This is a genomic window from Candidatus Methylomirabilota bacterium (assembly GCA_035764725.1).
Classification (GTDB): domain Bacteria; phylum Methylomirabilota; class Methylomirabilia; order Rokubacteriales; family CSP1-6; genus DASRWT01.
On record DASTYT010000005.1, the window covers coordinates 1 to 12406 of the forward strand.

Consider the following 12406-nt stretch of genomic DNA (forward strand, 5'->3'; position numbering starts at 1 on the left):
CATTACCCCATGCCGGAGAACGAGCGCTTCATCTTCGACGCGATCCTCACGGACTCCCGCTGGTACATCAAGACCATCGCGCTGCAGCTCGTGGCCGAGACCTTCGCGGTGTCCATGTTCCGGATGATGCAGGAGTGCGCGGTCGACCCGCTGCTCTCCGAGATCTGCGGCCGCATCCTCCAGGACGAGTCGCGGCACATGGGCTTCGGGATGCTCGCCCTGCCCGCCATCGTGCGGGAGGCGGGCGAGCGCGAGCGGCACGAGATGGAAGACTTCACCTGCACCGCCATCGAGCGCGTGCTGACGGGCTTCTTCCCCGCCGAGCCCTACCGTGACATCGGCTTCACCCCGGCCCAGATCGCCGAGGTCCAGACCCACCGGCGCGGGGTCGCGGCGCGGAACGACTACGCGGTGTTCCGGAAGCACTTCCGGCGCGAGATGCACGGCGCGATGGTGTCGAACCTCGCCCGCATCGGGCTCCTCACCGAGCGCGTGCGCCCGCGGCTGGAAACCCTCGGAATCCAGCTGCCCGCGACGGCCTAGCGCCGCTGGACGCGGATCCCTCGGCTCTCCCCGCGACCGCCTAGCCCAGCAGCGCCCGGATTCGCTCGGCGCGGCGGGCGAAGGCCTCGTTGATCCGTGCGCTCGCGCCGAGTCCATCGAGAGCGACGCCCAGCGGCCCGCCCGGCAGGCGGTACGTGACACGGTCCTCCACCCAGGTGCCCGGCGGGCCCCCCGGCGCCTCACTCCCCGGCCCTTCCAGGAAGCGGTGGCGATGCTCCCAGCGGGCAAACGGCCCGCGCACGAGCGCGTCCACGAAGCGGTAGGGCGGGTCCCACTCGCGTACGACCATTCGCCACGAGGTCGGGATCCCGAGGACGGAGAGACGGAAGTCGAGCACCGCGCCCGCCTCCAGGGGCGGCGGCGGCACGCGCCAGCGGAGCCGCGGCATCACGCGCGCGAGATTCTGCGGGTCGGCGAAAAAGGCGAAGACGTCGGCGCGCGGTCGCGGCAGCCAGAAACGCGTCTCGATCACGTGGTCCGGCATGCGGGCCGCGCTATCATACGCAGATGCTCGGCGGCGGTCAAACGCGTCCCTATTTGATCCTGACCCTCATCGCCGCGCTCTGGGGCTCCTATCCCGTGTTCGCCAAGATCGCCCTCGCCCATTTCCCGCCGTACGTGCTCGTCGTGCTGCGCACGAGCCTGGCCTCGGCCTTCCTCGTCGTGCTCCTGTTTCGCCGCGGCTTCGACGAGTTCCGGGCGCTGTCGTGGGCCGACGTCCGGACCTTCGCGGTGCTGGGCTTCACGGGCATCTTCGTGTCGACCGGGGGCACCTATCTCGGCATCGCCTTCACTACCGCGTCGAGCGCCGCGCTCCTGCAGGCCGCCTCGCCCGTCATGGTCGCCCTCGGCGCCCGCCTCTACCTGAAGGAGCGCCTGCGACGGCGGCAGTGGGCGGGCGTGGGGCTGTCCACGCTCGGGGTGCTCCTCGTGGTGACACGCGGGAGCTGGCGGGCCATCGCCCACCTCGAGCTCTTGCCCGGAGACTTCATCATCCTGCTCGGCCAGGCGGGCTGGGCCGTCTACACGGTGTACGGCAAGCGCGTGCTCGCCGTGCATTCCCCCGCCCTCGCCACCACCGCCGCCTACGTGCTGGGCTCGCTGATGCTCCTCCCCGTGCCCTTTCTCACTGCCCGCCTGTTCCCCGCGCCGGACTGGGCCTCGCCGGCGGCGTGGGCGGTGGTGATGCTGCAGGCGGTGCTGGGCGCGGTCGCGCACGTCTGGTGGTACGAGGGCGTGCACCAGGTCGGCGCCAGCCGGGCGGGAATCTTCATGAACCTCCAGCCGGTGGTGGGCGTGGTTCTGGCCTGGATCATCCTCGGCGAGAGCATCGAGCCCGCAGAGATCCTGGGCGGCCTCGCCGTGCTCGCCGGCGTCGGGATGACCACCCGAATCAGCCGAGCTTCTTGATCTCGGCGAGGATCTTGTCCGGGTCGGGCAGCGACCCGCGCCCGTAGCGCTCCACGAAGCGGACCCGACCCTGCGGATCCACGATGAAGGTCGCGCGCACGTTGGCGTTCCAGTCCGGCCAGTACACGCCGTAGGCCTTCGCCACGTCGCGGTGCACGTCGGAGAGCAGTGGATAGTTCGAGATGCCCACCGACTTCGCCCAGTTCTCGTGACTGAAGGGGCTGTCCGTGCTGATACCCAGAACCTGGGTATTGGCCGCCTCGAAATCCCGCACACGGCGGTCGAAGGCGGGCATGCAGGTCGATCAGCCGGGCGTCCAGTCCAGCGGGTAGAACAGCAGGACGACGTTCTTTCCGCGATACTCGCGGAGACTGACGTCCTTCAAGCCGATGGTCTTCAAGGTGAAGTCGGGGGCGGTATCCCCCGGTGCCAGCGTCTTCTCGTCGCTCACCGCGCCATCCCTCCTCTGGCCCGCCGCGCGGGCCGCTCGTCTGAAGGTCTCGAGGTGCCGTCGGCCGGGCGGGGCCCGGCCCGTGTCCCCAGCGGGCGCCGCGGCAACGTGGCCGGCGGCTTGCGCTGCGCGCCCCACAAGCGTCGGCGCCGCGCCTCGAGCGGCTGATCCTTGAGTCCGAGGAAACCCGCCGCCGTCATCACACGGCCGGTGTCCCAGAGCCGTCGAAAGCGCTCGAGGTAGCTCTCCTCGCGCACGGCATGGTGGTCCATGATGACGCGGCACCCGGTGCGATCGATGATACGCAAGAGATGCTCCACGCCCTGCTCCACGTGGGCCCGGCCCAGCCGATGCTCGAGGTACGCCGGCGGCCCCGAGAGATAGAGCAGGCTCGGCCGCTCGCGCCCGAGATAGGCGGCAGCTACCGGGGACAGCGGCCCCTGCACGTCGGAGGCGTGCACGAAGCGCTGGCCAGTACGCCGGTCCGTCACCGTGAGCGCGATCACGTGCCCGAGCCCCGACACCTCCGCGCCGTGGGACAGGGGCGGCGAGGCGGCGAGGATGCAGTCAGGTGTCTCGATGCAGCGACCATCGGCGGAGTCCAGGCGCGCCTCCGCGGCGTGGGCCTGCCAGAACTGGCGCGCCCGCTCGGCCTGCGCGCCCGCAACCATGCGCTGCGGATCCTTGGCCCAGACCGAGCGCCCCGCATAGATAGCGGGATCGTGGCGATAGTGCTCCTCGTGGTAGTGGCTCACGAAGATCCAGCCCGCGCGCTCCGCGTAGGCGGAGATGCGATCGTTGGCGCGACGCAGCGCTTCCCACTCCGCATCCGCCGGGGGCAGCCCGAAGCGGCTCGCCCCGAGCGCGGCGCCCGGATCGATGAGGATGCGCGTCTCGCCGCACTCGACGTAGGTGGCCACCGAGCGCACGCCGAGGGAGTCGGCCGCGAGGGGAACGACCTTCATGGCGCCGCCACGCTCAGATGCAGCGCCCCCCGTCGACCTCGACGGTGGAGCCGGTGATCATGGCGGCGTCGTCCGATGCGAGGAAGAGCGCGGCGCGCGCGAGGTCCTCGGGCTGATTGAGCCGCCCCAGCGGCACGGTGGCGCGATAGCGGGTCATTCCCTCCTCGTCCACCTTGTCCTTGCCCATGAAGGTCGGGAGCATGGGCGTCTCGGTGGCCACCGGGGCGATCGCGATCACGCGCACGCCGAAGGGGGCTAGCTCGAGCGCGAGGCTCTTGGCGAGCACGTGGGCCGCGCCCTTCGACGCCGAATAGGCCTGGACGCCCGGCCGCGGGCGCACCGCCGAGGTCGAGCCCGTGATGAGGATCACCCCGCTCTTCTGCTTCTTCATCACCGGCGCCGCGTACTTGGCGCCGAGGAAGGGCCCCTTCACGTTGACGGCGATGATCCGGTCGAAGGTCGCCTCGTCGAGCTCCTCCACCGGCGTGGGCCGCTCCGGCACGCCCGCGTTCGCGAAGAAGATGTCGAGGCGGCCCCAGCGCGCCACCGTCTGCTCCACGGCCGCCTGATTGTCGGCGGCGAGGCTCACGTCGGTGCGGAGGGCCAGCGCCTGACCGCCGCCCCGCTCGATCTCCTGGGCGGTGGCCTTGGCGGCGTCCTCGCGGACGTCCACCACCGCCACCCGCGCGCCCTCCTGGGCGAAGAGGAGAGCCGTCGCCCGGCCGATGCCCGAGCCCGCCCCCGTGACCAGCGCGACCTTGTCCTTGAGCTTCATGGCTGACCTCCTCGTTGCGGGCCGTCCTGCTTCACGTCCGCCAGCACGCCTCCGCTGGCACGCACGAGCTCATCCAGGTTGAGCGGGAACACGCATTCGGGCAGCCCGGCCGCGGCGTAGAAGACGGCATGGCGGCCCAGATCCCGATCGATCCAGATCCGCAGCGGGCTCGCGTGGGCAAACGGCGGCACGCCCCCGATCGAATAGCCGGTGGCCTGCTTCACCAGGTCGGGATCCGCGCGGCGGATCGAACCGCCGGCCAGCGCCGAGACCTTCTTCTCGTCGACGCGGTTGTCGCCCGCCGCGACGACCATGATGGGGGCGTCGTTGACGACGAACACGAGCGACTTCGCGATCTGGGCGACCTCGACCCCGAGGGCGTCCGCCGCCTGCTGCGACGTGCGTGCGTGCACGTCGAGCTCGATCACCTTGCCGTTGAGCCCGGACGCAGTGATGGCGGCCTGCACTTTCGCGGCAGCGGGCTTCATGGACGGATCAGAGGGCCAGCTCCGCCATCAGGCGGACCGCGTCTGGCGTCCGCGCCCCCACGATGAGGGTGGTGATGCCGGAGCCCTTCCACACGGCCAGCCGCTCGCGGATGCGCGCCTTCGGCCCGCAGAGCGCGATCTCGTCCACGAGGGCGTCGGGCACCGCCGCGGCGGCGTCCTCCTTCTTGCCGGCGAGGTAAAGATCCTGGATACGCTTGGCCTCGCCCTCGTAGCCGTAGCGAGAGACCAGCTCGTTGTAGAAGTTCTTCCCCCGTGCCCCCATGCCGCCCACGTAGAGCGCGAGCTGTGGCTTGATCCGCGCGCGGCAGGCCGCCACGTCGTCACCCACCACCACCGCCACCGTGGGCGCCACGTCGAAGCGGTCCAGTGACTTGCCACCCCCCGCGGCGCGAAAGCCCGCGTCGAGGTACTCCTTGAACACGCGCATACGCTCGGCCGAGAAGAAGATCGGCAGCCAGCCGTCGGCAATCTCCGCCGCCAGCGCCACGTTCTTCGGGCCGATGGCGGCGAGATAGATGGGGATATCGGCCCGCCCGTGCAGGATGGACTTGAGCGGCTTGCCGAGCCCGGTGGCGTCGGGCCCCTTGTAGGGGATCTGGTAGTAGTCCCCCTTGAACTCGAGGGGCTTCTCGCGCTTCCAGACCGCCCTCACGATCTCCACGTACTCGCGCGTACGCTGCAGCGGCTTGCCGAAGGGGACGCCGTGCCAGCCCTCCACCACCTGCGGCCCGGAGACGCCGAGCCCCAGGAGGAATCGTCCGCCCGAAAGCTGGTCGAGGGTGAGCGCGGTGGTCGCGGTGAGGGAAGGCGTCCGTCCGGGAATCTGCATGATCGCGGTGCCCACGCGGATCTTCTCGGTGCGCGCGGCCACCCACGTCAGTGGTGTCACCGCGTCGGAGCCATACGCCTCGGCGGACCACACCGAGTGATAGCCCAGGCGGTCCGCCTCCTGGACGAGGGTGAGATCCATCCCCATGCTGGCGCCGGAGTAGCCGAGGTTCAGTCCCAGTCGCATGTCGCCTCCCTGACCGTCACAACTGCTCGAGCGCGGCGAGCCGAAGGGGCCGACCGCCCCGTCCCCCCGACCACCGGTAGCTCACCAGCGAGAGCCGCCCCCGCCGCACCCGCACGCCTTCCTGCTCGAGGAGGATCCGCTGCGTCAGCATGCTCCCCACGTTACCCCGCACGCTGATGCCGCCGCGCGCGTTGACCACCCGGTGCCAGGGCAGCGACGGGGGGCAATGCCGCATCGCCTGGCCCACCGCCCGCGCGGCCCGCGGGTAGCCCAGCAGCGCGGCAACCTGACCATACGTCACCACGCGTCCCCGCGGGACCTGCCGCACCAGACGATACACCGCCGCGTGAAACGCCTTCATGCCGGCTCCCGTCCGAACTGCATCTCGTACAGCCGCGCGTACAGCCCGCCCTCCGCCATCAGCTCGGCGTGACGCCCCGTCTCCCGCACGCGCCCGCGATGGAGCACGAGGATCCGGTCCGCGCTCTGGATGGTGGACAGCCGGTGCGCGATGATCACGCTTGCCCGCCCCGCCAGCAGCTCCGTCATGGCCGCGCGGATCAGGAGCTCCGACTCCGCGTCCACGCTCGAGGTCGCCTCGTCGAGGGCGAGAACGCGAGGATTATAGATGAGGGCGCGGGCGATGGCCAGCAGCTGCCGCTGGCCCTGCGAGAGGTTGACGCCCCGCTCGCGCACGATGGCGTCGAGGCCGCCCGGCATCGCGTTCACCACCCGGTCCGCTTGCGCGCGGACGAGCGCGCGGCGGAGAGCCTCCCCGTCCCCGCTGCCGTCGTGCCCCATGGCGAGGTTCTCACGCAAAGTCCCCGCGAAGAGGAAAGGCTCCTGCGGGATCAGGCCCACGTGGCGCCGCAGCGCCGTCAGGTCCCACTCGCGCACATCCACGCCGTCCACCAGCACCTGGCCCTCGCTCACCTCGTAGGCGCGCGTCATGAGCCGCGCGATGGTGGTCTTGCCCTCGCCGGTGGGCCCCACGAGCGCCACGCGCTCCTGCCCGCCGATGCGAAACGAGCAGCGCCGCAGCACCCAGTCGCCCTCCCGGTACGCGAACGAGACATCGCGGAACTCCACCGCGGGCGCGGCCGCCGCGCGCCGAGTCACCGGTCGGACGGGACCGACGATCGCGGGCGCGGTGTCGAGGAGCCCGAACACCCGCTCCGCCGATACCATGGCGGCCTGCATCACCGAGTACTTGGCGCCGAGATCGCGGATGGGCAGGAAGAACCGGCTCGTGTACTCGATGAAGGCCACGAGGCCGCCGAACGTGAGCGCACCCGTGAGCACCTGACCGCCGCCGTACCAGAGGAGCACCGCCACCGCCGCCGAGCCGATCGCCTCCACCGTGGCGTAGAGCGACGCGTCGTAGAGGGTGGAGCGGAACTGCGCGGCCCGGAGCTGGCCGTTGAGCTGGGCGAAGGCCGTCGCTTCCTGCCGCTCGCGCGCAAACAGCTGGATCACCGTCATACCCTGCAGCGACTCCTGCAGGAAGGCATTGAGCGCGGCCAGCCGGACCCGGATGATCCGGTAGCACTGGCGGGCCTTGATCCTGAAGTACGCCGCGCCGAGGACGAGCAACGGCACCAGCGCGAAGGTGACCAGGGCGAGGCGCCAGTTCAGGAGCAGGAGGATGACCACCACGCCGGTGAGCGTGACCACGTCGCCCACGAGGGCCACCCCGCCGCTCGTGAACATCTCGTTGATGGCCTCGACGTCGCTGAGGAGACGCGTCATGAGTCGCCCCACCGGATTCTTGTCGAAGAATGCGGCCTCGAGCCGCTGGAGATGGGCGAACAGTGCCCGGCGAAGGTCGTGCATCACGCGCTGGCCAGTGACCTGGGTGACGTAGGCCTGGCTCACGCGCAGCCCGTAGAGACCGATCTGCGTGAGCAGGAATAGCGCCGCCATCACGCCGAGGCCCGACGAGTCGCCCACCAGGATGTGGTGGTCGATGGCGAGCTTGACCAGGTAGGGCCCGAGGAGCTCGGCCGCGGCGGTGAGGGGAAAGAGGATCAGCGACAGCACGACCAGGCGCTGGTGCGGCCGGGTGACCTCCCAGAGCCGCCCCATCAGCCGGGAATCGTAGGCCTTCCCGAGGACCTCGTCGTCAGGCCTGCTCAAGCTCCGCCTCGATCTGCTGGATGCGCCAGAGGCGCGCATAGAGCCCGCCGACGGCGAGTAACTCGGCGTGCGTGCCCTGCTCGACCAGACGGCCCTCGTCCAGCACCGCGATCCAGTCCGCCGCCTCCGCGATGCGCAGGCGATGCGTGGTCGCCAGCGTCGTGCGGCCGCGCAGCACGTCCTTGAGGGCGCGAAGGATCTCTGCTTCCTTGGCGGGATCGACCGCCGCGAACACGTCGTCGAGGACGAGGTAGGGCGCGTCCGCGATGAGGGCACGGGCCAGGGCCACGCGCTGCCGCTGGCCTCCCGAGAGCGTGAGGCCCCGCTCCCCCACCACGGTGTCCCAGCCCTCGGGGAACGTCTCGACCTCCTCCGTCAGCCCGGCGATGGCCGCGGCGATGCGCACCCGCGCCTCGTCCGCGTCGTCCGCGGCGAGCCGCGCGTTGTCCCGCAGCGAGCGCGAGAACAGGAACGCCTCCTGCGGCACGTAGGCCACGCTCTGCCGGAGGACGCCGAGCGGCACCCCCACCACGTCCTGCCCGCCCACGAAGACAGCGCCGCGCGGCGGCTCGTAGACGCGGCAGACGAGGGAAGCCAGCGTGGACTTGCCGCTGCCCGTCGGCCCCACCACCACCACCAACGCCCCCTCGGGCACCGTGAGCGTCACGTCCCGCAATACCTCCCCGCGCTCCGGATACGTGAAGGACAGATCGCGAAACTCTATAGCCCCCGTCGCCAGGATCGTCCGCGGCTCGGGGAGCGCAGGATCGACAAGCGGTGGCCGCGGGTGGGGGAGAGCGGGGGCCATTTCTGGGCTCCCGCTGATGGTAGGGAGACCGCCCCCCGGCCTCGCGGGAGCAGAAGGCATGGCGGGGGCCATTTCTGGGCCCCCGCTGATGGTAGACGAAATCGGCGCCGACGCCTCCGACGCGTCGAAGATCTCGGTGATCCGCTGCATCGAGGCGAAGCCGCGACGGGCCACCGCCAGCGTCCAGCCAAGCGCGACGGTGGGCCAGGCGAGATACGCCAGATAGCCGTTGAAGGCGACGAAGGATCCCAGCGTGATGCGGCCCGACATCACGCCCCGCCCGCCGAGCCAGAGGATGAGCAGCGCCCCGAACCCGCCGACCAATCCCATGAGCGGCCAGAAGCCGGCCTGGGTGCGGGCCAGGCGCGCGCTGCGGATCAGATACTCGGCGTTGAGCCGCCCGAAACTCGCGATCTCGCTCGTCTCCATCGTGTACGCACGCACCACCGTCATGCCAGCCAGATTTTCCTGCACCTTGGCGGAGAGCTCGCCGAGCTGCTCTTGCACGCGCGTGGATTGCTCGTCCACCGCGTGGCTGAAGCGCTTGATGGCGGCGACGAGGATGGGCGTGGGCGCGATGGCGCAGAGGGTCAGCCAGGGATCGATGCTCAGCATCGCGGCGAGGGCGCCGACGAAGGCGAACGTGGTCTGCAGCAGCATCACGGCCCCGAAGCCGGCGAGCGCGCGGACGTTGGTGATGTCGCTGGTGGCGCGCGACATGAGGTCACCGGTGCGGCGCACATGGTAGAACGCGGCGGGCAGCCGGAGAAAGCATGCGTAGAGGTCGCGCCGGAGGTCGTGCTCCACCCACTGCCCGGCCCCGATGATGCTGAAGCGCGACCCGAGGCGCGCGAGCCCGTGCAACACGGCGAGGGCCAGGATGAGCCCGGCGGACGCGACGAGGACGCCGTGGTCCGCGCCCGCCGCCATGGCGTCCACCGCCTCCTTCACCGTCCAGGGAATGGCGAGCGAGAAGGCTGCACCGAGGATCAGGCAGGCCACGCCCGCGAGGTAGCGCGGGCGGTAGGGGCGCAAGTAACGAAGAAACCGCCGAGCCGTCGACATCGGCTCAGTATAGCGGGCGGACGCCCGCGCGGGGCCCGCGATCAGCCCGCGGCTTGCGGCGGACGTCCGTCGCGGAAGGGACGAAGCGCGGCGTAGACGGCGGCGAGGGTGGGCGTCGGTACGCCCAGCCGCTCCCCGAGGCGCACCGCGTGCCCCTGGAGGGCCTCCAGCTCGAGGCGCTTGCCGTGCGTGAAGTCATAGTGCAGCGAGGAGAACGCCCCCGCCCCGAGCGCGTCGAGCCGCTGCATGACGGCCGGCACCAGTCCGGCGTCGAGCCCCACCCCCGCGGCGCGGCCGAGGCGGACCAGCTCGTCCATGAGTCGCTCGTACATTCCCCGCGTCTCCGGATACTGGCGCAGGACGCCGGCCGGGCAGCGCGTGAGCGTGGACATGCCGGACTGGGCGACGAGAAAGACGTATTTCTCCCACAGCATCCGAAGCGGATCCTCGGCCAGCTCGGCCGGGATGTCGGCACGCCCGCATGCCTCCAGGAACGCGCGGACCCGCGTGGATTCCTTTCCGTCCATCTCACCGAAGCGCAGCCGCCCGAGCAGCGTGTGTCTGATCACCCCGGGCGCCTCGATCACCGCGAAGACCTCGGCGATCCCCGCGATCACGTGCCCGGGGCCCAGGGTCGCGGCAAGCTTGTCCTCGTTGTCCACGCCGTTCTGGATCGAGAGCACACCGGTGGCCGGGCCCACCACCGGCCGGATGGTCTCCGCCGCCGCCTCGGTGTCGAACGATTTCACGCAGAACAGCACGAGGTCGGCGGGCGGTTGACCGTCCAGGCGCTCGCGAGCGTCGGCCTGCACCGTCCACTCGCCGTCGGTGGCGGACTTGACGGTGAGGCCCCCCGCCTGGATGGCCCGCAGGTGCTCGCCCCGCGCCACGAACGTCACCGCCTCCCCCGCCCGCGCGAGCTTCGCGCCGAAGAAGCCCCCGGTGCCGCCGGTCCCCATGACGACGATGCGCATCAGAGCCACCCCGAGCGCTTGAAGTGGAAATAGAGGCCGATGCACGCGGTGATCATCCCGCCCATGACGACGGGATAGCCGAACGCCCAGTGCAGCTCCGGCATGTGCTCGAAGTTCATGCCGTAGATCCCGGCGATCATGGTCGGAACCGCGATGATGGCGGCCCAGGCGGCGAGCTTCTTCATCGACTCGTTCTGGGCCACCGCGATGAGGGAGAGGTTGGCCTCGAGGGCGGAGGTGAGGAGCTCGCGCAGGGTGTCCACCGATTCGTTGATCCGGACGGAGTGGTCGTAGACGTCCCGAATATAGGGCCGCACATCCTCGGGCACCAGCTCGAGGTCGAAGCGGACCAGTCGGTTGCAGATGTCGACGAGGGGCGAGACCGTGCGCTTGAGCTCGAGGAGGCTCCGCTTGAGATTGTAGATCTCCTCGGTGGTCTCGCGGCTCATGCGCTCGCCGAAGATCGCCTCCTCGACCCGCTCGAGTTCGGTCTCCAGCTCGTCCACCACGGGGAAGTACTGATCCACGATGAAGTCCATGATCGCGTACATGACGAAGCCCGGCCCCAGGGCGAGCAAGCGCGGGTTCGCCTCGCAGCGCGCGCGGACCGGCGCGTAGGACAGCGAGGCCCCGTGGCGCACCGAGACGATGTAGCGGGCGCCCACGAAGATGTGGGTCTCGCCGAACTCCGCGCAGTGGTGCTCGCGATCCATCTGCGCGGTGCGGAGAGCCATGAAGAGCGAGTCCCCGTAGCGCTCCAGCTTGGGCCGCTGATGGGCGAGCAGGGCGTCCTCGATCGCCAGCTCGTGGAGACCGAACTCGCGCTGGACGGTCTGGAGCAGCTCGGGGCCCGGCTCGTAGAGCCCGAGCCACACGAAGCCGCCTGGCTGCTCCAGCACCTCGCTGATGTCCTCGACGCGGACCTCGCTCACCCGGTGGCCCTTTGCGTAGGCCACGCAGTTGACGACGCCGGGGACCGGAGATGGCTCCATGATGACCTCCGTGCTCACTGTAGCCGAGGCGGCCGCATGGTTGTCAATCGTTCCACGTGATACCCTCCCTCGCCATGGCCGAGACCGACGCGTTCCGGGAGATCGCCGTCGCCGCCGCGCGGGAGGCCGGCGCGCTGCTGCGCGCCCATCGAGGGGCAGCCCGATCCGTGACCGCCAAATCGAGCCCGATCAATCTCGTCACGGAGCTGGACCGGCAGGCGGAGGCCCTCGTGGTCGATGCCATCCGCGCCCGCTTCCCCGACCACGCGATACTCGGCGAGGAAGGCGGCGCCCGGGGCGCCTCGACGCACCGGTGGATCATCGACCCCCTCGACGGGACCACGAACTTCGTCCATGGCCTGCCGCTCTTCTCGGTGTCGATCGGGCTCGAGATCGCCGGGCGGATGGCGGTCGGCGTGGTCTACGATCCGAGCCTCGACGAGTGCTTCGTGGCCGAGCGGGGCGCCGGGGCGTTCCTCGAGGGCCGGCAACTTGCCGTGTCGGAGACCGCCGAGCTCGGGGCGAGCCTCCTCGCCACCGGCTTCCCCTACGATGTCCGCGACACGCCCGACAACAACCTCGCCGAGTACGCCGCCTTCACCCGGCAGAACCGCAGCGTGCGCGAGCTCGGCTCCGCCGCCATCACGCTGGCCGCGGTGGCGGCGGGGCGGCTCGACGGGTACTGGGAGCTGGTGCTGGGTCCGTGGGACGTGGCCGCCGGGCTCCTCCTCGTCGAGGAAGC

Annotated in this window: 14 protein-coding genes; 3 read left to right on the plus strand and 11 right to left on the minus strand. The window is 70.6% G+C overall.

Annotation, left to right across the window (positions count from 1 at the left end):
- The coding region (locus VFX14_00305; protein ID HEU5188107.1) for a ferritin-like domain-containing protein at positions 1-543 on the plus strand (543 nt) is incomplete at its 5' end.
- Between the two features lie 40 nt (positions 544-583).
- Here VFX14_00305 and VFX14_00310 read toward each other — a convergent pair.
- Positions 584-1048, minus strand: a complete 465-nt coding sequence (locus tag VFX14_00310; GenBank protein HEU5188108.1) for an SRPBCC family protein — start codon at positions 1046-1048, stop codon at positions 584-586.
- Positions 1049-1071: 23 nt separating this feature from the next.
- Here VFX14_00310 and VFX14_00315 point away from each other — a divergent pair, with 23 nt between their 5' ends.
- Positions 1072-1974, plus strand: a complete 903-nt coding sequence (locus VFX14_00315; GenBank protein HEU5188109.1) for a DMT family transporter — start codon at positions 1072-1074, stop codon at positions 1972-1974.
- Here the strand turns inward: VFX14_00315 and VFX14_00320 are convergent.
- The 10 genes from VFX14_00320 to corA form a co-directional block, all read right to left on the minus strand.
- Complete coding sequence (locus tag VFX14_00320) at positions 1958-2425, minus strand: peroxiredoxin (GenBank protein HEU5188110.1); 468 nt, start codon at positions 2423-2425, stop codon at positions 1958-1960. The genes VFX14_00315 and VFX14_00320 overlap by 17 nt on opposite strands.
- The gene (locus tag VFX14_00325) at positions 2422-3390 is read right to left on the minus strand and encodes a hypothetical protein (GenBank protein ID HEU5188111.1); all 969 of its coding nucleotides are present in this window, start codon (positions 3388-3390) and stop codon (positions 2422-2424) included. Before VFX14_00325 ends, VFX14_00320 begins: the two co-directional genes overlap by 4 nt.
- A 13-nt stretch (positions 3391-3403) precedes the next feature.
- Positions 3404-4165: an SDR family oxidoreductase gene (locus VFX14_00330; GenBank protein HEU5188112.1), complete on the minus strand. Its 762-nt coding sequence runs from the start codon at positions 4163-4165 to the stop codon at positions 3404-3406.
- Positions 4162-4653, minus strand: a complete 492-nt coding sequence (locus VFX14_00335; protein HEU5188113.1) for a YbaK/EbsC family protein — start codon at positions 4651-4653, stop codon at positions 4162-4164. The genes VFX14_00330 and VFX14_00335 overlap by 4 nt, the downstream gene beginning before the upstream one ends.
- A 7-nt stretch (positions 4654-4660) precedes the next feature.
- A complete protein-coding gene (locus VFX14_00340) occupies positions 4661-5689 on the minus strand; it encodes an LLM class F420-dependent oxidoreductase (protein ID HEU5188114.1) in 1029 nt (342 codons plus the stop codon).
- Positions 5690-5705: 16 nt separating this feature from the next.
- Positions 5706-6050, minus strand: coding sequence for an MGMT family protein (locus VFX14_00345; protein ID HEU5188115.1), 345 nt, complete (start codon positions 6048-6050; stop codon positions 5706-5708).
- Positions 6047-7825 (minus strand): ABC transporter ATP-binding protein, encoded by a 1779-nt coding sequence (locus tag VFX14_00350; GenBank protein HEU5188116.1) that lies wholly within the window; start codon positions 7823-7825, stop codon positions 6047-6049. Before VFX14_00350 ends, VFX14_00345 begins: the two co-directional genes overlap by 4 nt.
- Positions 7812-9668 (minus strand): ABC transporter ATP-binding protein, encoded by a 1857-nt coding sequence (locus VFX14_00355; protein HEU5188117.1) that lies wholly within the window; start codon positions 9666-9668, stop codon positions 7812-7814. The genes VFX14_00350 and VFX14_00355 overlap by 14 nt, the downstream gene beginning before the upstream one ends.
- A gap of 71 nt (positions 9669-9739) precedes the next feature.
- On the minus strand, positions 9740-10672 hold the full coding sequence (locus VFX14_00360; protein ID HEU5188118.1) for a ketopantoate reductase family protein: 933 nt from the start codon (positions 10670-10672) through the stop codon (positions 9740-9742).
- On the minus strand, positions 10672-11664 hold the full coding sequence (gene corA / locus VFX14_00365) for a magnesium/cobalt transporter CorA (protein ID HEU5188119.1): 993 nt from the start codon (positions 11662-11664) through the stop codon (positions 10672-10674). Before corA ends, VFX14_00360 begins: the two co-directional genes overlap by 1 nt.
- Positions 11665-11738: 74 nt before the next feature.
- Between corA and VFX14_00370 the strand changes: the two genes are divergently transcribed.
- On the plus strand, positions 11739-12406 hold a 668-nt coding region (locus VFX14_00370), incomplete at its 3' end, for an inositol monophosphatase family protein (protein HEU5188120.1).

What these genes read in the sequence shown, in the direction of transcription:
- VFX14_00335 (HEU5188113.1), bottom strand. Translation starts at nt 4,653, where the DNA reads ATGAAGCCCGCTGCCGCGAAAGTGCAGGCCGCCATCACTGCGTCCGGG.
- corA (HEU5188119.1), bottom strand. Translation starts at nt 11,664, where the DNA reads ATGGAGCCATCTCCGGTCCCCGGCGTCGTCAACTGCGTGGCCTACGCA.
- VFX14_00315 (HEU5188109.1), top strand. Translation starts at nt 1,072, where the DNA reads ATGCTCGGCGGCGGTCAAACGCGTCCCTATTTGATCCTGACCCTCATC.
- VFX14_00325 (HEU5188111.1), bottom strand. Translation starts at nt 3,390, where the DNA reads ATGAAGGTCGTTCCCCTCGCGGCCGACTCCCTCGGCGTGCGCTCGGTG.
- VFX14_00330 (HEU5188112.1), bottom strand. Translation starts at nt 4,165, where the DNA reads ATGAAGCTCAAGGACAAGGTCGCGCTGGTCACGGGGGCGGGCTCGGGC.
- VFX14_00360 (HEU5188118.1), bottom strand. Translation starts at nt 10,672, where the DNA reads ATGCGCATCGTCGTCATGGGGACCGGCGGCACCGGGGGCTTCTTCGGC.
- VFX14_00345 (HEU5188115.1), bottom strand. Translation starts at nt 6,050, where the DNA reads ATGAAGGCGTTTCACGCGGCGGTGTATCGTCTGGTGCGGCAGGTCCCG.
- VFX14_00340 (HEU5188114.1), bottom strand. Translation starts at nt 5,689, where the DNA reads ATGCGACTGGGACTGAACCTCGGCTACTCCGGCGCCAGCATGGGGATG.
- VFX14_00310 (HEU5188108.1), bottom strand. Translation starts at nt 1,048, where the DNA reads ATGCCGGACCACGTGATCGAGACGCGTTTCTGGCTGCCGCGACCGCGC.